The organism is Candidatus Arsenophonus nilaparvatae (assembly GCF_045346035.1).
In the GTDB taxonomy this organism is placed as follows: Bacteria; Pseudomonadota; Gammaproteobacteria; order Enterobacterales; family Enterobacteriaceae; genus Arsenophonus; species Arsenophonus nilaparvatae.
The window spans coordinates 2,376,537-2,399,955 of the sequence record NZ_CP158507.1; the positions used below are offsets into that span (position 1 = coordinate 2,376,537).

The 23,419-nt window shown below is 38.9% G+C and carries 18 protein-coding genes and 1 pseudogene; 10 read left to right on the forward strand and 9 right to left on the reverse strand.

Annotated features, from left to right (window positions below; all coding sequences use genetic code 11):
* Positions 1 to 21 precede the first annotated feature (21 nt).
* Positions 22 to 552, reverse strand: coding sequence for a DedA family protein (locus tag WH390_RS11200; protein WP_032116177.1), 531 nt, complete (start codon positions 550 to 552; stop codon positions 22 to 24).
* Positions 553 to 929: 377 nt separating this feature from the next.
* A complete protein-coding gene (gene udp, locus WH390_RS11205) occupies positions 930 to 1,688 on the reverse strand; it encodes a uridine phosphorylase (protein ID WP_032116176.1) in 759 nt (252 codons plus the stop codon).
* Between the two features lie 352 nt (positions 1,689 to 2,040).
* On the opposite strand from udp, the gene WH390_RS11210 reads away from it, so the two are divergent.
* Positions 2,041 to 2,433, forward strand: coding sequence for a YidB family protein (locus WH390_RS11210; protein WP_032116175.1), 393 nt, complete (start codon positions 2,041 to 2,043; stop codon positions 2,431 to 2,433).
* An 87-nt stretch (positions 2,434 to 2,520) separates the two neighbouring features.
* On the opposite strand, the gene WH390_RS11215 is transcribed toward WH390_RS11210, so the two are convergent.
* The 3 genes from WH390_RS11215 to WH390_RS11225 form a co-directional block, all read right to left on the reverse strand.
* Entirely contained in the window at positions 2,521 to 3,390 is an 870-nt protein-coding gene (locus WH390_RS11215; protein WP_032116174.1) for a carboxylate/amino acid/amine transporter, read from the reverse strand.
* An 18-nt stretch (positions 3,391 to 3,408) separates the two neighbouring features.
* Positions 3,409 to 5,058, reverse strand: coding sequence for a Na+/H+ antiporter (locus WH390_RS11220; protein ID WP_406850580.1), 1,650 nt, complete (start codon positions 5,056 to 5,058; stop codon positions 3,409 to 3,411).
* Between the two features lie 241 nt (positions 5,059 to 5,299).
* Positions 5,300 to 6,646: an NCS2 family permease gene (locus WH390_RS11225; RefSeq protein WP_032116173.1), complete on the reverse strand. Its 1,347-nt coding sequence runs from the start codon at positions 6,644 to 6,646 to the stop codon at positions 5,300 to 5,302.
* Positions 6,647 to 7,368: 722 nt separating this feature from the next.
* Between WH390_RS11225 and WH390_RS11230 the strand changes: the two genes are divergently transcribed.
* From WH390_RS11230 to WH390_RS11240, 3 genes and pseudogenes are all read left to right on the forward strand, one after another.
* Positions 7,369 to 8,298: a hypothetical protein gene (locus tag WH390_RS11230; RefSeq protein ID WP_032116172.1), complete on the forward strand. Its 930-nt coding sequence runs from the start codon at positions 7,369 to 7,371 to the stop codon at positions 8,296 to 8,298.
* Positions 8,299 to 8,717: 419 nt separating this feature from the next.
* Positions 8,718 to 9,754 (forward strand): annotated as a pseudogene (locus WH390_RS11235) (IS5 family transposase).
* A 228-nt stretch (positions 9,755 to 9,982) separates the two neighbouring features.
* On the forward strand, positions 9,983 to 11,602 hold the full coding sequence (locus tag WH390_RS11240) for an ArnT family glycosyltransferase (RefSeq protein WP_406850581.1): 1,620 nt from the start codon (positions 9,983 to 9,985) through the stop codon (positions 11,600 to 11,602).
* Positions 11,603 to 11,640: 38 nt separating this feature from the next.
* On the opposite strand, the gene WH390_RS11245 is transcribed toward WH390_RS11240, so the two are convergent.
* Entirely contained in the window at positions 11,641 to 12,642 is a 1,002-nt protein-coding gene (locus WH390_RS11245; RefSeq protein ID WP_032116170.1) for an agmatine/peptidylarginine deiminase, read from the reverse strand.
* Between the two features lie 155 nt (positions 12,643 to 12,797).
* On the opposite strand from WH390_RS11245, the gene WH390_RS11250 reads away from it, so the two are divergent.
* Positions 12,798 to 13,394, forward strand: a complete 597-nt coding sequence (locus WH390_RS11250; RefSeq protein WP_032116169.1) for a TetR/AcrR family transcriptional regulator — start codon at positions 12,798 to 12,800, stop codon at positions 13,392 to 13,394.
* Between the two features lie 367 nt (positions 13,395 to 13,761).
* On the opposite strand, the gene ansB is transcribed toward WH390_RS11250, so the two are convergent.
* Together ansB and WH390_RS11260 are read right to left on the reverse strand one after the other, a co-directional pair.
* Complete coding sequence (ansB, locus tag WH390_RS11255) at positions 13,762 to 14,814, reverse strand: L-asparaginase 2 (protein ID WP_032116168.1); 1,053 nt, start codon at positions 14,812 to 14,814, stop codon at positions 13,762 to 13,764.
* Between the two features lie 451 nt (positions 14,815 to 15,265).
* Complete coding sequence (locus WH390_RS11260; RefSeq protein WP_032116167.1) at positions 15,266 to 15,805, reverse strand: single-stranded DNA-binding protein; 540 nt, start codon at positions 15,803 to 15,805, stop codon at positions 15,266 to 15,268.
* A 265-nt stretch (positions 15,806 to 16,070) separates the two neighbouring features.
* On the opposite strand from WH390_RS11260, the gene uvrA reads away from it, so the two are divergent.
* From uvrA to WH390_RS11285, 5 genes are all read left to right on the forward strand, one after another.
* Positions 16,071 to 18,905: an excinuclease ABC subunit UvrA gene (gene uvrA / locus WH390_RS11265; RefSeq protein ID WP_032116166.1), complete on the forward strand. Its 2,835-nt coding sequence runs from the start codon at positions 16,071 to 16,073 to the stop codon at positions 18,903 to 18,905.
* A gap of 485 nt (positions 18,906 to 19,390) precedes the next feature.
* Positions 19,391 to 19,876, forward strand: a complete 486-nt coding sequence (locus WH390_RS11270) for a phenolic acid decarboxylase (protein WP_032116165.1) — start codon at positions 19,391 to 19,393, stop codon at positions 19,874 to 19,876.
* A 597-nt stretch (positions 19,877 to 20,473) separates the two neighbouring features.
* Positions 20,474 to 20,767, forward strand: coding sequence for a hypothetical protein (locus WH390_RS11275; RefSeq protein WP_032116164.1), 294 nt, complete (start codon positions 20,474 to 20,476; stop codon positions 20,765 to 20,767).
* A gap of 174 nt (positions 20,768 to 20,941) precedes the next feature.
* Positions 20,942 to 21,220, forward strand: a complete 279-nt coding sequence (locus WH390_RS11280; protein ID WP_406850582.1) for a hypothetical protein — start codon at positions 20,942 to 20,944, stop codon at positions 21,218 to 21,220.
* Between the two features lie 219 nt (positions 21,221 to 21,439).
* Entirely contained in the window at positions 21,440 to 22,243 is an 804-nt protein-coding gene (locus tag WH390_RS11285) for a hypothetical protein (protein WP_032116162.1), read from the forward strand.
* Between the two features lie 904 nt (positions 22,244 to 23,147).
* Here the strand turns inward: WH390_RS11285 and WH390_RS11290 are convergent.
* The gene (locus WH390_RS11290) at positions 23,148 to 23,381 is read right to left on the reverse strand and encodes a hypothetical protein (RefSeq protein WP_032116161.1); all 234 of its coding nucleotides are present in this window, start codon (positions 23,379 to 23,381) and stop codon (positions 23,148 to 23,150) included.
* Positions 23,382 to 23,419 lie beyond the last annotated feature (38 nt).

Consider the following 23,419-nt stretch of genomic DNA (forward strand, 5'->3'; position numbering starts at 1 on the left):
GGATGAAATTTAACGGCTATTTTACCCCATCCACTGAGTAAGCCAAGATAAACCAAATGCCCCTGGCGCTAAAATAGCAAATGCCCAGACCATAGCAGAAAGTAAATTAGCGAGTTGAAAATAATGTTTAGGCATAGCACAGATGCCCGCTACCAAGGGAATTACTGCCCTTAAGGGACCAAAAAAACGGCCGATAAAAACACTCCATACTCCCCAACGTTCAAAAAAAAGATGACCTCGATCGAGCATTTCAGGACGACGGGAAATTGGCCACATATGGCGTACGCTGTTCTTATAATGAAAGCCAAACCAATAAGATAACCAATCGCCCAAAAAAGCACCACAGGCAGCAGCTAACCATATTGGTAAAAAAGTGAGCCCATTATCACCAATTAATGCGCCTAAACCAAGTAAAATCACTGTCGCAGGGAGTAATAATGAAATGAAGGCTAACGATTCGCCAAAAGCTAATATAAAAACAATAAAGATAGCTAATATTTGATGGTCGCGAGCAAATTCGGTAATAACATTAATAATCTCTGACAATGTCAATTTATTATTCCTATTTCAGTTAAACATTCGTTATTATGCAGCCAATAATGTAAATTATTGTCAGATTAAAATATAATAATGCGGCAAATTTAACTTACAAAATGTTAAATTTAAGTTATTTTATTCTATGCTATTATCCGGCTATTAACATTCATTAGTTTACTAAAAAATACCAAATAACAAAAATTATCCGTTAATTTATCAAAATAAAAATTACTAAATACATTCGATAAAAAATAAAACGAGAATTACTTAAGACAAATAAAAACAGCGATTAAATAAAAAAGATATAAAAAATAAATTTATCTCTATTTTCATAAAAATAACAATTAGTTATCCTCGTTTTATCGAAAAATTAGCCAAACCTGCAGAACTTTTTAATTTAATAACCGGCGAGCAGCATCAACCACGATCCCTAAAACATTCCCTTCTGTTTGACGTAATAATGTTTCATCTGGTGTTTCTTGTTGTGTACGGTTAACAATCACGCCAGCTATCATACCTGCTGATAATCCCTGGCTTGCACACATAGTAAGTAAGGTGGCCGACTCCATTTCATAATTAATCACTCCCATCTTTTGCCACTCTTCCATCGATCCGCGAAAACGACGAACAACGCGCCCACTATAGGTATCATAACGTTCCTGACCAGGATAAAAAGTATCCGAAGACGCGGTAATACCAACATGGGTTGTGCTCCCTGCTGCTTTAGCTGCATCATAAAGCGCATTGGTACAATTAAAATCAGCTACTGCAGGATATTCTAAAGGCGCAAAATGTAAGCTAGCACCATCTAGACGTACTGCGCCAGTAGTAATAAGTACATCACCGACATTGATATTTTTTTGAATTGCACCGGTAGTACCGATACGAAGAAAAGTACGTATGCCTAATTGTGCTAATTCTTCAACAGCAATGGAAGTCGAGGGGCCACCAATACCGGTTGAACAAATAATAATCGACTTACCATTAAGTTCAGCACGCCATGAGGTAAATTCACGTAACGAAGCCAGATATACCGGGTTATCCATTAATTTGGCAATTTTTTCTACCCGATTTGGATCGCCAGGCACAATAGCAAGCGTTGCACCTTGTAAGTCATTTTTAGTTAATCCCAAGTGAAAAACATCAGACATAATTACACCATACTGTATTTTTAATTTATTTAATCCATTAATTTAATAATAAAATGATAACCTTTTAATGATAGGGATCATTTAAAGCAATAATGAAAAGCTGCTTTTACACAAAAATATGATCAAATTATTTATGCTAGCTTGATCATATCGTATTTTTAATAAATAAAAATCACTTGATTAATTAAAAGGATCCGGTAAATCTTTTAAGGCTTTTATTGTATTTTTAGCTTATCACTCACTATTATTAACGTATGACTAGCAAAGATTTTAATAATTTCTAACCTTGTAGAATTTAAAGGTTGGAAGATACCAATCGTTTAACCAATTTTGATGTTGCAAGGGGGTTATCATGGGATTTTTAGATCAACTTACCGATATGGTTGGTGGTGAAAAATTTAATCAATATAAAAATATTTTAAGCTGGATTGAAACACAAGGTGGCATTCGAGGCTTAATTAATAAATTTGAGCAACAAGGATTTGGCGGAATTATCCAATCCTGGATAGGCTCAGGGGAGAACTTACCCGTAAGTATGGAGCAAATTAGCTCAATATTTGGTACAAGTAATATTTCTGCCTTAGCCAGTAAAGTCGGTTTAAATTCAGAACAAACGTCTTCCTTAATCGCAGAGTATTTGCCTAAATTAGTTAATACAGCAACCCCAGATGGTAAAATACCGGAAAAATTAGATTTAACGTCGATTGGTCTTAAACTACTAAAAGATAAATTTTTTGGTAGCTAATCATTATTGCCCATCCCTGTTACGATGGGCAAATTTCGTTTAATTAGCGGCGACCATTTCCGTCACTATAGATCCAATTGTTGGCGTTCAATCTATCTTGCTTAAAGTTGATCGATAGAGCCAATGCCGATGTATCCAAAGAGATAACAACAGTAGACTGCTACCTAAAATAAAGCTAAGCCAATCGGGATGCTGTTGCCAGACAACAAAATTGACCAATAATCCGGCTGGTACCAACATATTATTCATAATGGCCAACGTACCAGCATCTACCTGCGTCGCGCCATAATTCCACATAAAGTAGCCAATACCAGAAGCGCCCACTCCCAACCAAATTAAAACACCCCACTGTATTTTTGTGGTGGGTAATTTACTAACATCACCAAATATCATCCAACCGAATAGTGCTATAGTACAGGCTCCGATATAGAACCAAGAAAAGGCTTGCCGCTGTGGAATAGGATAAATTTCCATCATTCTTTTGTAACCAACTTGGCCAATCGCAAAGGAAATATTCGCCAATTGCACATAAAGTAAACCTAGCCAAAAAGATCCGCTCAAATGATCATAACGAATGATAGCAGCTCCAATCACTGCCAGCATTGCACTCAACAAATATCCCCAGCGTAGATGCTGCCTTTCCAATAAATCATAAAATAACGTTATATAAAGCGGGGTTAACACTGTGAAGAGTAAAAATTCAACGACGCTAAGATAATTATATGCTTGAAAAACAAATAGATACATGATACCTAACTGAAAAGCACCGACTAGCATATAAAGTAAAATAATTTTCAACGACAATCCACGCCAGCGTAGAAAAGGTAAAAAAACCATTGTCGCCAGAGCAACCCGGACTAAAACAGCAAACCAACTATCAACTTGGCCTGCTAAATATTCGCCGATTAAACTAAAAGACGCTGCCCACAGCAGCGTCGTAATAACTAACAATCCCATGGTCTGTCTCTTAGTAGATTAATGCTCTTTATCAATCAACAAAGCTTCCATCAAATCAAGATCTAATAATAGTGTTCGCATGGTTTCATTACTGATCTCTTTCGTTGCACGTAAGTGATATAACTCTGCCCGCTCGGCTCGTAACGCCGTTAAACGAAAACGACGCTCTAAATCTTCTATTAACAAATTATGCTCCATTTCATCCTGACCGGCGGTTCTACGACGCAGATAACCAGTAACACGGGAAGCAACTTCATTAATAACGTCAGGATCTAGCGCTTCTTGAGCATCGGCCGAAAGGCGCTCTTCCATTTTATTTAAGCTGACAATAGCCACTTCCGCCATCGCCGCTTTTGCCATTCGCATCTCATTAATATCTGCCAGTTTGTCACCCACTTTAAAGTTATGCAATAAAAGCGGCAAAGCAAGCACGCCAATAAAAATCGATAGCATAATAACCCCAGCGGCAATAAAAACTAACTGATAGCGAGCGGGAAAAGGGGTACCATCGGTAAGAAATAGTGGTATGGAAAGGACACCTGCCAAGGTGATTGCTCCACGTACTCCAGCAAATGATGCCAACCACAATTCACGATAAGTATAAGAAGCAAATTGTAACGGCCGTTTTTTTAATAACAACCGACTAAATCGCTTCATCAACCATAACCAACTAAACCTTAACAATAATAAAGCGGTATAAATAATGAAAACGGCGACAAATAGCATCCAAGTTTCAACACTAGGATCAAGCTCAGCTTGAATAACAGAGGTTTCCCAGATACCTGGTAACTGTAAGCCAAGCATGATAAAAACTAAGCCATTAAAAACAAACTCCAGCATCGACCAAACATTATCCGATCTTAACCGCATGGCTAGTGGTGCATTGCGAATGACCCCAGCTTTACTGATGGTCATGCCCGAAGCAACAGCCGATAAAATACCAGAAAAACCAATATGTTCAGCAATAAGATATGAGGCAAAAGGTAATAATAACATTAAGATCATCTGGGTTGCCGGATCATCACCACTCCAGCGACTCATAATGCGCAGTGATTTGCTATAAATCCAAGTCACTGCAATACCTATCAATAAACCACCGACAGCAACTTTAAAAAATTCAAGGGTGACACCATATACAGTAAAGATCATAGTTCCCATAGCAATAGCGACAGCAAATTTTAGTGCCACCAAGCCGGAGGCATCATTCATCAGTGCTTCACCCTCTAACACACTCATCATCCGCTTCGGTATTCGACCTCGACCGACAATTGAGGAGAGTGCCACCGCATCAGTAGGGGAAAGAACTGCCGCCAATGCAAAAGCCGCAATAAGCGGGATACCTGGTAACAGCCAATAGATCACGTAACCTATTCCAACTACCGTTACCAATACTAAGCCTAAAACTAGGATAAAAATTTCACGTCCATTTTGAAAAAATTCACGTGTTGGAGTTTTCCAACCATCAACAAATAATAGCGGCGGGATCAACAGAACCAAAAAAAGCTCTGGATCAAAATCAACATGTAAACCAAAATGCGGCCACGCTAACAATGCTCCTATCGCAATTTGCATAATAGGCAACGGTATACGAAACGGAATAACTTTTGTAATAACGCCAGATACTGAAACCACCAAAATCAAAATGAGGATGGTAAAAAATATTTCCATATTATCCTTACTTATAAGTCTGAGTTATAAGCCGAGCAAAGTATTATGCTTAACAGATATTGATATAAAATAAGACTGTGCTAGAGAAAAAATGAACTAACCGTCGTAAAACTACTGTATTTCGCCATATTCTATCCTTAACAACAAACTATCAGTGACAATATTTTTGACTTTAAGATTAATCGTATCAGTTAACTTTATATTCCATTTTACGTTGGAATTAACATCAACGTCTATAAACTTAAATAGCTAAGCCACTAATGTAAAAAGCGACTAATATTATTGCGATCAGAACGGTACCAATATTTAATTTATGCCACTCTCCGGCACAAATGCGGCCAATCACTAAGCCAGTAAAACCAAGCATGATACCAGTGACAATATTACAGGTTAAGACAATGAATACTGCACACAGTAAACCGGAAACGGCATCAATGAAGTCATTAAAATCCAGTTGAGCAACATTACTCAGCATTAACAAACCAACATACATCAATGCTGGGGCCGTTGCATAAGACGGAACTAAATAAGATAAAGGGGACAAAAATAAAATTACCAAAAACAACAAGCCAACCACTACCGCAGTTAATCCTGTTTTACCACCCGCAGCCGTACCCGCTGCCGATTCAATGTAAACTGCTGCTGGTGAAGCGCCAATGACACCGGCAAAAATACTGCTAACTGAATCTGCGGTTAACGCTTTACCACCATCAATAATTTGACCATTTTTGTCCAACAGTTGAGCTTGACCGGCTACTGCACGGATTGTTCCTGTGGCATCAAAAATAGCTGTCATAACCAAGGCAAATAAACTGGGTAAAACAACTGGCTGTAATGCGCCAACAATATCCATACTAAACAATAACGATAAACCGTCTTCACCCAGGGTTGGTAATTTAAAGAAACCTTGGTATTTCACTTGCGGATCGAAAATTAAGCCAATAATAGAAATCACAATGATCACCATTAATACCCCACCTGGCGTTTTTCTTCTTTCCAAACCAAAAATAACCGCCAAACCAATCAGTGACATGATCACAGGAAAAGAAGTAAATTGTCCAAGCGCAACCGGCAAACCGGCCTGCTCATTTTTTACCACCAAACCAATACCATTGGCGGCTATCAAAAGCAAAAACAGCCCGATACCTATACCTGTCCCCTGAGCAATCCCTTTTGGCATACTGCGTAGAATAAAACTACGTACACCAGTAATGGAAATAAAAGTAAATAAACATCCCATTAAAAAAACGGCACCTAAAGCAACAGGAATGCTCACTTGCTGACTAAGAACCAGACTAAATGCGGTAAATGCGGTTAATGAAATAGCACAACCGATAGCCATCGGTAAATTAGCCCATAACCCCATCAATAATGAACCAAATCCTGCTACCAGACAGGTTGCAATAAAAACTGCTGTGGGTGGGAAACCGGCTTGACCTAACATACCAGGTACCACAATAACAGAGTAAACCATGGCCAAAAATGTGGTGAGACCTGCAATAATCTCGCGACGAATTGTTGAGCCTCGTTGCTGTATTTTAAAAAAATGATTTAGTTTGCAATTCGAAGGAGTTTGCCTAGCAGACATGTTGATCCTCTGTTTAGAAATTCAAGATAACTTTCAACTATGAAAGAAAACGATTGCGTCAAAAAAATAAGCCATTGCAATTATACGCAATCGTTTGGCTTCATAAAAAGAAAAAAAGAGATTTTAGAAATGCAATTATCTGGTGATCCTAAGGAAATAATCAAGCATTTTTCACCACAAAGATAATTAGCGCCATTTTATTGTTATGAAAAACCAGGCAATTTTTCTGTTTATTTTTTATGATAAGGCAACAAAAAGTAGCACCCTATTGTAGATAAGATAATGATATTATTTTGTCAGGCAAAAAGATTTTATTGAATGAAATCAACATTGAGTAATTAAAAATATTATTTATCAAAATAAAATGTGCTATATCAGGCTTCTATCCCAGCATACTTTTTTTCTGCTGTTTAAAGATAAACAGCAATCTATGCCTTCTACATTGTGAAGTGATGGTGTAGTCGACAGACGGACTATCAAAATGTGCTGTACATCAATCCATCATCAGCGTCACTTGGTGATCACTGTAATGAACTTGGTATTGTTGACCATTCCTTAAATAAAGCAAAACTGAACATTTGGGGAGAAATTTACAAATCATATTTTTTTATTTACATTTTTATTATTTTTAATCTTACAAAAAATAATTATAGTAATTTCATTGTCAATTATATGCATTCTTATCAATCCAACTGAAAGACTCCAAATAGGATTAATTATATATGCTTACTCCACCCGCCAGTTCCACCACGACAAACACCAATTACTATACAAATTTACCCACTACATCTGCCAGTAGAAATTTGACAGCAGAAGATCTTCTTATTGAAAGTTTAGGTGGGATCGATAATGTGGAAAACAGAAGGTGGGCACAACAATTACTCGCCAGATATGACTTTCCGCCAAACAGTTTTCATAGCCCATTGGAGTTTGCTAGGCATTACATTGAATGGGAGCAAATACCACTATGGGCGGAGCGATATAAAATACTACCCTATGAAATACCACCCATTGAAACTCGCGTTTTAGATAAAGCCGGAAATTATCATACCTTATGTTATTTTGCTAATCACACTATCAACGCAGGCTGTGACGGTGAAGTTTATCAAGACCATGATGAAAATTATGTGATAAAAAAATATTATGAAAAATATGACTGTCAACGTGACAGCGATATCGTTAGTATTAGTGACAGTGACAGTGACAGTGACAGTGACAGTGACAGTGACAGTGACATTAAATCAATTGAAAAATCGATCGCATTTTTTCGTCATTACTATGGTGAAAACACCGCCAAAATTTATCACGATGATGAGCAGAATTTATTTGTCAGGATGAAAAAGATTGCCGGGAAACCATTAAGTCAGGTTGATTCATTTCCAGCAGAAGCACTTAAAAAATTTAATCATATGTTAACTGAGCTGACAGAAAAAAATATTTTTCACTCAGATTTACAAAAAAATAACATTTTGTGGGATAGTGAAACAGGAAAATTCAACCCCATTGATTTTGGTAATGATCCTCGTAATCTATCCAAATTAAGTCAAGAAGATCTTTCTGATGCACTACAAAATTATGCAAAAGATTGTATTGAATTTATCATGCAGAAAATTGAACCGCCGCCCCCTGGGCCAAATTTATTTTGGCCATAATAGTTTAAAGTTTGATTTAAAATATTATCAACCTGTTATTAACATTCTCCTCGTCCTAGCAGGACGAGAATATTTATCATAATCAGAATATAACTTATGCAACCAACACGCCATAGGTTTATTCACCAATAAACTAGCTGTTTCATATTATGATTTTTTTAAAATTTAATTAAATGTAAAATATTTATTTTTATTTCCGACGCGAGTAAAGTCCGCAATTTTAAACCAACAATGTTATTAACATTTATGCTAATATATTTATCGATGATTATTATATTATGCAAACCATTTGAGTATATTATAAACATAAGTCATTGCTGGTCTTAATGACAACAGTATTTAGGGCACCTCGAAAAACCTAACCAGAGTTTGATTTCGCAGATAAAATTATCGAAAACTGACCTATTGCCCTGACCACCATGCAGAAAAGAAACGCCATTAAGTATGACCTCCTTGCAGACCAGTATCACCTACAGACGATTGACCAGTTGGTCGACCCTCTGGTCAAGATCGAAACCTGTATAGACTTTGCGCATCTGGCAGCGGAAATCGACCATGTGGTACCACGCCCTGTCAGCAAAAAAGGAGGACGTCCACCATTTCCAACCGAGACCATGGTTCGCATTTTAGTTCTAAAGCGTATCTACAACCTGTCTGACGAGCAGATGGAGTACCAGCTTTTGGACAGAATGAGCTTCAAGCGTTTCTGTGGGTTGCTCCATGCCATCAATATACCTGACCGTACCACTGTGTGGACGTTCGAGAACAGGATCGGTGAAGCTGGTGCTAAAGCCATTTTCGATGGTGTAACCTCACAGCTTTTGAAGAAAGGCTTTATAGCTCGGGGAGGCCAAATCATCGATGCCACCTTGGTACCTGCTCCGAAGCAGTCGTTCACGAAGGACGAAAAGGAGCAACTCAAGCAGGAAGCGATACCTGCTCATTGGAAACCAACCAAGCGGCGGCAAAAAGATTTAGACGCCACGTGGACTAAAAACACGGTAAGAGCCATTATGGCTATAAGCTTTCTGTGAACATGGACAAGAAGTACAAGTTCATCAGAAAAATCGTCACCGATACGGCCAGCACTCACGACAGTCAGCATTTCGAGAGGGTCATCGACAAGGCCAACACCAACCGTAATATCTACGCCGACCGAGGCTATCCCTCTGCGGAACGGGAAGCTTGGCTCAAGGCAAACGGCTATAGGAGCCAGATTCAGCGTAAAGGCCATCGAAATAAACCGTTGTCCAAGACTCAGCAAGGGCGCAACCACCGGATTGCAAAGATTAGGGCACGGGTTGAACATGCATTCGCGGCGATGGAACAAATGGGTAGAAAACTGATCCGTACCATTGGGCAAGTGCGCGCTAATTTTGCCATGACGATGATGGCAGCATGTTACAACCTAAAGCGGTTGGCGTACTTCCAGCGTACCGGCATCTTAGCTTTTTAACGCCCAGAATGGACAAAATGACACTGTCCATGGCAATGGACGGTAGGATTAGTAGCGGGGGGATCAAAAAACATCTAATTATTTAGAGACAAGCCGGAGAGCCATTGAAGATTTCGAGTTTTTCGAGGTGCCCTTTATTTAATTAACTAATCTAATTTCATGGCAATAATAAATAACAACCCTTTATCCAAAACAGATATAAAAACGCTATTCGGTTTCTTACTGTTTATGTTGATTTACCTGCTGCCAGGTATCTTTGGACATAATCCTTGGAAGCAAGATGAAAATTATAGTTTTGGTATTATACAAACTATGTATGAAACAGGTAATTGGCTGATACCCACTAATGCCGGCCAACCGTTTATGGAAAAACCCCCGCTCTACTATTGGGTTGCAACCACTGCTGTCCACCTGTTTTCCTCTTGGTTACCCATGCATGATGCAGCCAGAACGGCCACGCTATTTTTTTCTGCTTTGAGTTTATCTTTTTTTGTTTTGTTAGCTCGCCGTTTCTTCTCCGCTGACAGCTTCTCTGATTATCGTATCTGGATAGCATTGGCATTATTTGCTTCAGCGCCGGGTATATTACGTCATAGCCACGATATGTTTACCGATACTGCTTTGATAGCAGGCACTATTATTGGTTTATATGGCTTATTAGGTTTAATTAAGCAGGAAAAAAATCTCTTTTCCACCTTTTGGTTAAGTGCCGGTACCGTTATTACCATGCTATCAAAAGGAGTTTTTATCCCTGTCTTAATTTGGATCTGTTTAATTTTAGCGCCGATTTGTTTAAAAGCTTGTCGCAATAAACACTATTATTATCTAGCTATTATTGCTGGCTTGCTGTCTTTAATTTTAATTTTACCCTGGCCAATTTTACTTTTTCGTGATAGCCCTGAATTATTTAAAGTTTGGTTTTGGGATAATAATGTTGGCCGTTTTTTGGGTTTTTCAGTTGAACAATTAGGTGCAAAAGCAAAAGCCTTCCGTATCCCTGAAGCAATACTTCTTTTCGCCTTACCATCAGGTATCTTAGCTATTATTTTTATTTTGAAACAACCAATAAAAAATCTAACAGACAATAGGCTTTTTTTACCAACCTGTTTTGTATTGCTAGGCGTTATTTTGTTACAAATCTCAGCCTCTGGCCGTGCGTTATATTTATTACCTTTTATCGCACCGATGGCATTATTAGCGACCCACTGTTTTTGTCTATTACCATCGCTGTTATATAAAATTGGTTATTACTTCAGCCAAATTTTGTTTTCCCTACTCATCCCTCTGGTATGGATTAGTTACGGGTTATCTTTTTCGACTAAACACCACCAATTGCTGGCAATTTTTAGCCAATGGTTGCCAAGCGGCTATCAGCCGCACTTTTCTTGGATGGCATTTTTATTTGCGTTAACCATTACATTGATCTGGTTGTTTAAAAAATGTTTTCTGGCCGACCGGCTGGCTTTAAAAGCGGCTCAAATATGGTGTCTGGGACTCACTGTTATCTGGGGATTAGTCTTTACACTTTTTATCGGCTGGATAGATTACGCCAAAGGTTATCAAAATGTGTTTGCCGATCTAAAACAACATATTGCCAGCGAATTTCTCCCTACCGACTGTATGGTCTCCCATGAAGTGGGGGAATCAGAAGCGCCAATGCTTTACTACTACACCGGAATTTTACATCAATCACAATATCACTATGAAACACCGCCTAATTGCCGGTGGCTGCTCGATCTTTCAAAAGAGGTCAGAGAACCTCCCCCTGGTATGGAAATATTCTGGATCGGCCATCGCCCTGATGAAACAAAAGAGAATTTGGTGCTATATAAGAAGATCGATCGTTGATTAGCCAGTGTTATGGTTATGATGGAGAACCGCTATTATCAAATAGCGGTTTTAGGTTGTTGTTGCGTCACACAATGAATACCACCACCGCCAATAGCGATGGTATCAATATTAACAGGAACAATTTTATGGTTGGGAAAACAGTCCGTTAATATTTCTACCGCAGCGCTATCAGCGTTTTGATCGCCAAATTGCGGAATTATCACTGCCTGATGACAAAGATAATAATTAACATAACTGGCAGCAAATTCAGGATAGCGCTGACGGTTAACTCTGACATTTTGCGGCGTATTTAATGTGGTTATATTTTTAATTTTATTCATCGCTATTAAGCTATTTTGATGCTCTCTGGTAACGCGATAATCAAAAGAATAAGTATCGTTTTCCAGACTAATAATAATACTGTTGTCATTAATAAAACGAGCATAAAAATCGATATGGCCATCGGTAATATCATAACCTTTAATACCTTTTAACCAGATAATATCCGTCAATCCTAAATAGGTTTTTAACTGATATTCTATTTGCTGTCGCGTACAATTAGGATTACGATCACTATTTAAGATCGCACTTTCGGTAAATATTCCTACTCCTGAGCCATTAACTTCAATGCTACCACCTTCAAGGTTAATATTTGCTTTAATTAATTGGCTTTCTGCGTAGTTCGCCATAATTTTGGCAACATGACGATCAAAATTATACCGCTGTTTATTGCCCCAACCATTAAAATTAAAATCGATAGCTACCAGCTGCCCCGAACTTTTATCCAACACAAAATTAGCGCCACTATCCCTGAGCCAGATATCATTAAGTGGTGCTTTAATATAGTTCACCGAGCTGCCAAGTAAATTCCAGGCAACGGGATAATTTTCAGGCGTAACCAATAAATTAACCGGTTCAAATTCTGCAATTGCTAATGCAATATCGGCTAAATTCTGCTGTAAGCTGGCAATTAATTTTTTTGGCCAAATAGTTGTAGACATGCCAAATGACATCCAAGTGCAAGTATGTGCATGCGATTCGTGCGGGAAATAATACATCTTCACGCTATCCTATTAAAATAGTTTAACAAACAAGTAACTAGCTAAAATAAACCGCTATTTAACGTTAACCAGTGAAAAGCGCTTTATTTCTGGCTTTAAAATAGATAGAGTAATCGGTCTAAAAATTATTGTCTACTTATTTGGAGATCAATATGACTGAACAAACGGAAAAACAGCGCGCTAAGAAAAAACAGATCATTGCCGCAGCTATCCGCTGTTTTGTTGAAAAAGGCTTTCATGCCACTTCAACGGCGGAAATATGTAAAGCTGCTGGAATGAGTCCCGGAAATTTATTTCATTACTATCCAACTAAAAATGCCATTATTGAAGCTATTGCCTTACAAGATCAGGCCGATTTTGCCACACTACTACAGCTAGAACAGGTCACCGATTCGACCATCGAAACGGTTATCACGATTATGACCAGACTGATACAACTTTATAATGAACCAACTTATGCCCGACTAAGCCTGGAAATTATTGCTGAAGCCAGTAGAAACCCGGCAATTAACAACACTTTTATTAAAAATGAAAAAATTGTCAGACAACGACTGGTTGATATCCTAAGGCATGGCGTCAGTAATGGCCAAATTGATCCAGAATTATCGATTGAAAATACCGCTTCCTGGCTGATGACCATCGCTGACGGTGCAATCGGTCGTGATCTTATGGAGCCAGAGTTCCATTTAGCTGATCGTTTAGGATCATTTATTTATATAATCAAAAAAATATTGATGCCAATTAAGTAGCGATTAATACCATAATTGTTATGTTGATAAAACCTAATAAAGCATTCGCAAGTGAGGAGATGGCTTCGGTGATATATGAAGTTTAGATGGATATGTTGTTGCTCAATTTAACAGAGTTCTGTAATCAAGGGCAATTCAAAATGTCTGCCGATTAACAACAAATCGCAAGCATCAACAATTCAAACTCCGTTACATCCAATTACTTTAATTTGTTAGATTTTGGTAACTTTCGTTTCAGTGGTTCACAATAATGACCACTCATATCTATAGCACACTTTCAAATTTTTTATTTTATCAAACAGACAGACCAATTTTTCCAGACACACCTGCAGGGGGGCAAAACGGGGCCGTAAGCCCCCGTTCATCATTAATACTGCATGAAATATTGTTGGATTTTGTTTGGATCTTTTGTTTGTGTCAGCGCTAGCATAAGTAGCACCCGTGATTTATAGGGGCTTAACGTTCCAGAAGCAACGAAGCCATATTTGTCATCATTAATTTCGCCATTACGCGCAGTTGCGCCGGAAGGAACACGTGAGGAACGCACCACAACTATGCCTTTTTTACTTGCATCAGATAGCGTATTTAATAGATCATGGGAGATATTGCCATTACCAACGCCCGCGCTGACAATGCCCTGATAGCCGTTGGCAATAAAGGCCTTGGCAGGAATGTCAGATGCATTAGCGTAATTGTAGACAATACCCACCTCTGGCAGTTGGGTTAGCTTGCTAACGTCGAACGGTGTTTGGGTAGTGTGCTTTTGCACAGGCGTGCGGGTATAAATGACTTTGCTGTCGGCGATAGCTCCTAAAGCTCCATAATGGATCGACTGAAACGCTTCCAAATTCTCCGAATTCATCTTCGTCACATCCCGAGCATCAAGGATCTTATTATTCATCACGAGCAATACACCTCGCCCGGCGCTAGCCGGTGATGCTGCCGTCAGAATTGCGCCATACAAATTTGCCGGTGCGTCAGAGCTGAGCTGAGTAACCGGACGCATTGCCCCCGTCAGCACAACAGGTTTCTCACACTTCACCGTCAGGTTTAGAAAATAGGCAGTTTCTTCAATGGCATCAGTACCGTGAGTAATAACAAAACCATCAGTGTCCTGACACTGCGCGTTTATTTTATTCGCCAGCTTGAGCCATACAGAGGTATCCATATCTTGCGAACGGACATTAACCACCTGTTCGCCTTTAACATTGGCAACCTGCTTTATTTGTGGCACCAGCTCCAAGAGCTTATCGACTTTGATTGTTCCTGGAGTGTAACTGGCTTTGACCGGAGAATCTCCGCTGCCTGCGATAGTCCCGCCGGTTGCCAGGACAGTAATATTGGGTAATGCCTGCGCTGCATAAGAGAAAGAAACGCCGATGGTCAGCGCCAAAAAGCTCATTTTCATTTTTACTTTCATTTTATGTACTCCTTAAACAACGAAATTGCCAGCGCATCATACAAGGATGCAAACACAAGGAATGCCTTTTTAGATCAAACAATTAAGTGAAAAATGAGGAGAAACAACGGTTCTGTCACATTAAAAGAATTTGTTTAATAAAATAAAAGTTTGGATAGGGGGATGTAAAAACGCTGTGACTTTAATGCCCTTAAAATTGTGATGAAAAATCATTCATCACAAATCAACTCCTTGATAGCAAATAGCAAAAAGCCTCGCAAAAGCGAGGCTAATAATTTTTTTAACTTCACACTTGGCGGTAGTGACTCACCGATTCTTTTAACTTCACACTTATCACAAACTTGGCTGATAACCAAAAAGTTCTCAAGTGGATATTACATTTATAAATAAAGGAAAACCCCGAATCACGGGGCTTACAGATTGAAATTTAACAAATAACTCTATGTATTTTTTAAAACGGAATATCATCATCGAAATCAATGGGTGGCTCAGCTGGTGTAGCTGGAGCAGTTTTACCGGAATGGGCAGCAGGCGCTGGCGCGTTACCACTAAACTGTTGAGTTGGTTGTGGCTGTTGCGGCTGTTGTGGTTGCCCCCAACCACCCGCTGGATTATTTTGTGGCATGCCTTCTTGTGAGCCACCACGCGCACCTAACATTTGCATGGTACCACCAATATTCACCACCACTTCGGTAGAGTAGCGATCCTGGCCATTTTGATCTTGCCATTTACGAGTTTGTAGTGAGCCTTCTATATAAACTTGTGAACCTTTACGCAAATATTCACCCGCCACTTCCGCCAGCTTGCCAAAGATCACAACGCGGTGCCATTCTGTTTTTTCCCGCATTTCACCACTTTGCTTATCACGCCAACTTTCAGAGGTTGCCAGAGTAAGATTCGCAACCGCACCACCATTTGGCATATAACGAATTTCAGGATCTTGTCCCAAGTTGCCGATAAGTATGACTTTGTTAATGCCTCTGCTGGCCATTCTCTACTCCTGATGAATTAATTTTTAATATTGCTAGTTTAACATGCTAACACGTTATTGAATATGCAAACCAAACCGTTGCCATTGCGCTTTGCGAAACGCCTTAGAAAATTATACTGCAATATTGCTAAATTTTTTCAAGTTTGGCTATTAAATTGCAGAATATGATTCCCTATACTGTACTGTATATTCATTCAGCCAAAATTGTGTAATAATAAAACGTTTTATTTATTGTTTGAATATGTTCTCATCCGGGATGTGGTATATGGATAACATTGAAGTCAGAGGTGCGCGCACCCATAATTTAAAAAATATCAATTTAATTATTCCTCGCGATAAATTAATTGTTATTACTGGGTTATCAGGTTCAGGAAAATCTTCTCTGGCATTTGATACCCTGTATGCAGAAGGTCAGCGCCGTTATGTTGAGTCACTGTCTGCCTATGCTCGGCAGTTTTTATCCTTAATGGAAAAACCGGATGTTGATCATATTGAAGGGCTGTCACCAGCCATTTCAATTGAACAGAAATCCACTTCACACAATCCACGTTCAACGGTAGGTACCATTACCGAAATCCATGATTATTTACGTTTATTGTTTGCCCGTGTCGGCGAACCCCGCTGTCCAGATCACGATATTCCGTTAGCCGCCCAGACCGTTAGTCAGATGGTTGATAATGTCCTGGCGCTGCCGGAAGGTAAGCGACTAATGTTGCTAGCACCGGTAGTTAAAGAACGTAAAGGTGAACATATCAAGCTACTGGATAACCTGGCAGCCCAAGGTTATATTCGCGCCCGCATTGATGGTGAAGTATGCGATCTATCCGATCCACCTAAATTAGAACTACATAAAAAGCATACCATTGAAGTGGTGGTTGATCGTTTTAAAGTTCGCGCTGACCTGGCACAACGACTAGCTGAATCGTTTGAAACCACGCTTGAGTTATCAGGTGGTACTGCAGTTATCACTGATATGGATGACAACCAGGCAACCGAATTAGTTTTCTCCGCTAATTTTGCCTGCCCTGTCTGCGGTTATAGCATGAGCGAGTTAGAACCGCGCCTGTTTTCTTTTAACAATCCAGCGGGTGCCTGTAGTTCCTGTGATGGGCTCGGAGTACAACAATTTTTCGATCCAGAACGCGTGATCCAAAATAAGGAAATTTCTTTAGCTGGCGGGGCAATTCGTGGTTGGGATCGCCGTAATTTTTATTATTTCCAGATGCTACAGTCGTTAGCTAAACACTATAAATTTGATGTTGAAGCCACGTTTAGTTCGTTAGAACCATCGATCAAGCAAATGATCTTATATGGCTCCGGCAAAGAAGCGATTGAATTTAAATATCAAAACGATCGCGGTGATGTTACTGTCAGATGCCATCCTTTTGAAGGGGTGATCCATAATATGGAGCGTCGCTATAAAGAAACCGAGTCGATGGCGGTGCGCGAGGAGTTAGCAAAATATATCAATAATCGGCCATGTATTGCTTGCCATGGCACCCGCTTACGGCAAGAAGCCCGTTATGTATTTATTGAAAATACCACCCTGCCTGAAATTTCCGATTTTAGTATCGGCCATGCGATGACATTTTTCCAAACATTGCAGCTCAGTGGGCAACGGGCACAAATTGCGGAAAAAATTCTGAAAGAGATTAACGATCGGTTAAAATTTTTGGTCAATGTGGGATTAAATTACCTGTCTCTTTCCCGCTCAGCTGAAACATTATCCGGTGGCGAAGCACAGCGCATTCGGCTGGCAAGCCAAATCGGTGCCGGTTTAGTTGGCGTCATGTATGTATTGGATGAGCCATCAATTGGTTTACATCAACGAGATAATGACCGGTTGTTACAGACTCTGCTGCATTTACGTAATTTAGGCAATACGGTTATAGTGGTGGAACATGATGAAGATGCGATCCGTGCTGCCGATCACATTATCGATATCGGCCCAGGCGCCGGCATACATGGAGGACGCATTGTTGCTCAAGGCAACCTGGACGATATTATTAGCAATCCAGATTCATTAACCGGTAAATACCTTAGTGGTGAACGTAAAATCGCCATCCCGCCCAAACGAGTAGCTATCGATGCAGAAAAAACCCTGAAACTGATTGGTGCACAAGGTAATAATCTAAAAAATGTCACGCTGGAGTTGCCTGTTGGCTTATTTACCTGTATTACCGGCGTTTCCGGCTCAGGTAAATCAACTTTAATTAATGATACGTTATTTCCTATTGCTCAGCGTCAATTAAATAAAGCTACTAATGCCACTCCAGCACCTTACACCGATATCGAAGGTTTACAGTATTTCGATAAAGTGATTGATATTGACCAAAGCCCGATTGGCAGAACGCCACGTTCCAATCCAGCCACCTACACTGGCGTATTTACGCCAGTACGTGAATTATTTGCCGGCGTACCCGAGTCTCGTGCGCGGGGTTATACACCAGGAAGGTTTAGTTTTAATGTCAAAGGCGGTCGCTGCGAAGCCTGCCAGGGTGATGGCGTGATCAAAGTTGAGATGCATTTTCTGCCCGATGTCTATGTTCCCTGTGATCACTGTAAGGGCAAACGCTATAATCGTGAAACGTTAGAGATCAAATATAAAGGTAAAAATATTCACGAAGTATTAGAAATGACCATTGAGGAAGCACGTGAATATTTTGCTGCGGTTCCAGCGTTAGCGCGTAAATTGCAAACATTGATCGACGTTGGGCTTTCCTATATTCGTTTAGGTCAATCCGCAACAACCTTATCGGGTGGTGAAGCACAACGGGTTAAGTTATCTCGCGAACTTTCCAAACGCGGTACCGGCCAAACGCTCTATATTTTGGATGAACCGACTACCGGTTTACATTTTGCTGATATTCAACAACTGTTGCATGTATTACATCAACTCCGTGATCAGGGCAATACTATTGTGATTATTGAACACAATTTAGATGTGATTAAGACCGCCGACTGGATCGTTGATCTGGGACCTGAAGGCGGTAGTGGTGGTGGTGAGATTTTATTTGCCGGTACACCCGAGCAGATAGTCAAATGTAAGCAATCACATACTGCTCAATTTTTAAAACCGATCCTAAAACGCGGTTACTAATCAGCAGTAATTTCCGCTATCAAAATTGAAAAATAGCCCGGCGCAGCTGCCGAGAACAATATTGCTCAACAGTATTGTTGAGCAATAATCAAAGTGCAATATTTGATAATAAGAAATTCTTTTTTATGCTAGTTCCATGCTGATAATCGGTTTGGCTGCTGTTTTTGATGGCATAAATGCAAAAATTCTCCATCTATTCTATTATTAACAAAAAGTTAACAATAAGAGCGAATTTTCAGCAAGAATAATCTTAGGCTGATTTTTTCTTCTTCACCTTACTTTTTTATCCACAGTTTCAAGTGTTAAATATAAACAGCGTCTTACTGCACAATTTTAGCAAACGCTATTATTACCGTGTTGCACTATCGCTAATTAAGTTGCTATTAGATTCTGTTAAAACAAAAATTACCTTGTTAAGTAATTGCGTTTTCTGGTCAAAAAATTAATAAATACTTTAGTTAACACCCACCAAAAGAGAGTGAAAAATGAACAATTTTGAAAAGCATGATTTAACTAATTTGGTTGGCAAACATCTCATATATACTTATGAAAACGGTTGGCAGCATGAAATTTACATAAAAAATGACAGCACCCTTGATTATCTGGTCTGTAGCGGCTCGGCCAGTAACCGATGCGTGAAAGATCAATCTGCCTATATCGTACAGATCGGACAAAATATTTATAAAGCATCCTGGACAGAACCGACTGGCACGAGTATTAGTGTCATTTTAAATCTTCGGATCCTATTGTTGCACTGTACCGCATTCTTTCCACGCTGGGTAATGGATGATCCACAAAAAACAGCATGTTTTCAAAATAACCATATAAATGAAATGGAAGCTTATCGTGCAGCCGGCCCAACCTATCCTATCGAAATAATGGATCAATTTGCCACTATTACTGCTGTAGATGATTGTGGTTTAAATAATGACAGCGTAATTTCCGATGCCACTAATGAACTAACAAAATAGCGCTATTAAACATTTCGATACGCCATTTACCGACTGATATGACAAAATATAATATTGATATTTAAAGTTCATCAATATGATAAATATCTTGTTAGCAAATGGCGATAATGAATTTAATAAAGAAAAATTATTAATCAATTAATGACCCGAATTAAAACAGTAATACATAAATAACGTGCCGCCTTTTTTGCTTATAGCGCCAGCACAATAAAATTGTTAATTTTTTGTTATTTTTTGTCAATCGGTTCTATACTATCAGTTCACTAATTTTTAAGGAAAAATTCAGCTTTTACTTTTTATACCGCCTTCCTTAGTACACTGGATGCGAAAATGGTGAATGGGGTTGCAAATAATCATTAAGGAGTAACTGCCATGCTCAACATACTCTGCTCTATCGGTAAAGGGTAAGTATAAAATACTTTCACTGGTGATTTAAATTACAACTGTTTTTTCAGCGACTCAGAACCTGTTAAAAAGATGAAATAATGCTGTTGGTTATAGTTTAATTTCTACAAATCATACGAAAAAATTAAGGTACTGGGTCAATTAACCCAATAAATATTCTAACCAAAATAAAATTTACGAGAGCTATCAATTATGTTTGATAACCTTTTTTACCCCGATAATGAAAAAAGAGCGGTGAGACTGACAGAACTTGTCGCGGACAATTCCACTGCAGTCGGTAGTATTTCACAACAACATGCTAAATATGAAATAGCAATAAATAACGCCAATGAAGCGATACGCAAAGCTTACAAGGTTGTTGGAACATCAATAAAATTTCATGATATCGATTTTGTTCCCGAGTCAAAAACGCACAAAATTTTAATTAGTGTCGCTGATGTTATTACGCCGATGCTTACATATGGCTTAGCTAACAAAGCATTATAGCTCGCAGCAAAATCATATCTTCTACAACAAGGTCGTATCGGGGAAGCCGCCTTTATTAAACTGGTTGGTCTACCAAAATGGTTTAAGGTAGGCACTGTATTAGGTGGGATCGCAGCGGTTGTCCTGGTTCAAGGGATCCTGGATTCAGTCACTGGGGCGGTGCAACGGAAAAATTTGCAGGACAAAATTAAAGAGTCGATTGAACCCAGATTCCAATTAAAAAAAGCTGAGCTGACAAACGACATTGTTATCAATAAATTGACTGTTGTTACTACATCAATTTCAGTTGTCTTAGACTCCTTAGGATCCGATGTAACTAAAGAGCAAATCGAAAAAATCATTAGTAATTCCATAAAACGAAATAAAGTTGAACTCGATGAAATAGACTCTTTGACCAAAACCACCCTGGCTAATCTCGATAAATCCAGAGGCTCTTGGACCGATGAAGGCTAATTGGCTTAATCTGTATTAAATAGATGTTATTGAATAACAAACCTAATCACAGCATTTTATTGACTGAAACTGCAATTCAGTTGCTTGTGACGCTTATTGCGTTAACGAAAACCAAAGGTGCTCAAGATGTAATTTTGATAAAACTTAAGCTGCTATTGCTAACATAATGGCAAAAATTAACGCTTTTAAATTAAAAACGGCCAATTGAATGAGGTGAAAATGAGTTTTTGGAGTGATTTTGCTGATGGCTTTACCAGTGTCTACACAAAATATCTTCCTGGCTTATTTACTGGCGATACCTATTTCCCAGATAACCCGGTTAGAGAAGCCAGAGCGCATGAAATAGCGGTAGATTGCCAAACCTATGCCAGTAAAAATGCACTATTGATTAAGGAGATCCAAAACAATGTTGTTGAGTTAAATAATCATCTTAAAGAATTGTATCAAAAAGAAATAAACGATGAAGAAATTAAATTTGAGAAATTCTCTTTTGACACATTAAATTTTGAGATACCAACAATGCTCGCCCCTATCATTACCGCAAATATTGTTTCAGAGTCGATAACTGTTGGTGCAACAAGTTATTTAGTTTCTACAGGAGAAATAGGCGCAGCGGCACTAGTTGAGTTAGTTGGATTACCTGCTTCCTTCGAAATTGCTTCTATGGCAGCATCTGGCGGAGCTACTATCGGGGTTGTACTTGCTATCGGCTCTGTCGTTGGAAAAATTAAACGAGATAAATTACAAAAGGCTATTCATGACGGCTATCAATCTCGATACAAACTTGCGAAAGCAGCCAATATCAATCATTCAATTTCTCAATCGATAAAAGTGATCAATGCCAGTATTTCAGAATTAAAGGAGATCAAGGTGCCTTTTGCCGCAATAGAAGAACACATTTCTGTATTAATAGAAAAACAATTAAACAACATTAACGAAAATAGTCAATCATCGACAATAGTTGAACTACAAAATTTGGATGTAAACCGAGGCTCTTGGACAGACGAGGACGGATCTGTTTAAATACCAAAATAATGTCTGTACAGATCTAGCAGTCTGTCGCCTTAAGTGAAATTTAAGCTCCCTGCATCAGTCGCTAGATACACCTACTGCAATTAATTACTCTTTTCCTTTTGTTACACTATTTGTGACTATCATTAGCAGGGTTCTATCACCTTCAGTGATACTTTTTTGCGAAAATTTCAAATCTATTCCATTAAGATAATTCACTATTGCTGCCGCATTAGGATCTTTTAGCTTTTCATCTTTTATGTGTAATGGATGGGTATCACTGGCTTCATTAATATACCCTGTAATAAACTTTTCCCTAGTCAGGCAAAATACACCGCCACCGGTACAATCTTCTACTAGTTCTTAGCAATTCTTATACTAATATCAATGGACTATTGAATAATTGAACACAATCCCCTGCGGCTGCTTTACCAGCTGCTAAATCTTTATCTAATTGCTGAAATTCTTTAATCGTAAGAGTGATTATTCTGCACCGCGATCACCCCTATATCTGCACCACTGTAGGTACTTTCTGCGGTTCATGAGGTAAGGGCTCCAACTGGGCCACTTATCACTCGGCTGATTAATGGGTATTAAGGTGTCTTAATGTCAAGAGTAAATGATGCATCAGGTGCTTTGTCTGCCGGTATAAAGGAAAGATATTGGTCTTGATCGATAGAATAACAGATACAAACGTCATCCTAATCATTATCTTGATAAGCATAATCTAGCAAGTATCCAATGCTACAGCTGAGATAAGGAACCGTACAATAAAGTATAGCTAACCGGTTCATCTAGCGCATTTTATAAACCTACCCAGACGAATTTTTTACCCAGTTTTTGATTAATAGCGGTAATATGCTTCCTGTGCAAATAATTATCATTGACTAATAGATTACTTTTAATATAGCGATGGTTACTGGCAGAAATACGACCAACCATTCAGAGGGGAAGCTAATACGTAGGCCGTTTTTTCCAATTGAACAAATTGCGTAAACACAGCATCGATTCCACCAAACCAGCGCTGTTTTCCATTAATCTGATAATTAGGTTTTAGATTTTTGTTGACACTTGTATTCAGGCCACCGCCACTTGCCCTGACAACATACGCTTTAACCTTGTTACAATCCGGCGTTATTCGTTGTTCCATGATTATTGCTTTAGTTAATCACTTGTTTAGCTTTCAGG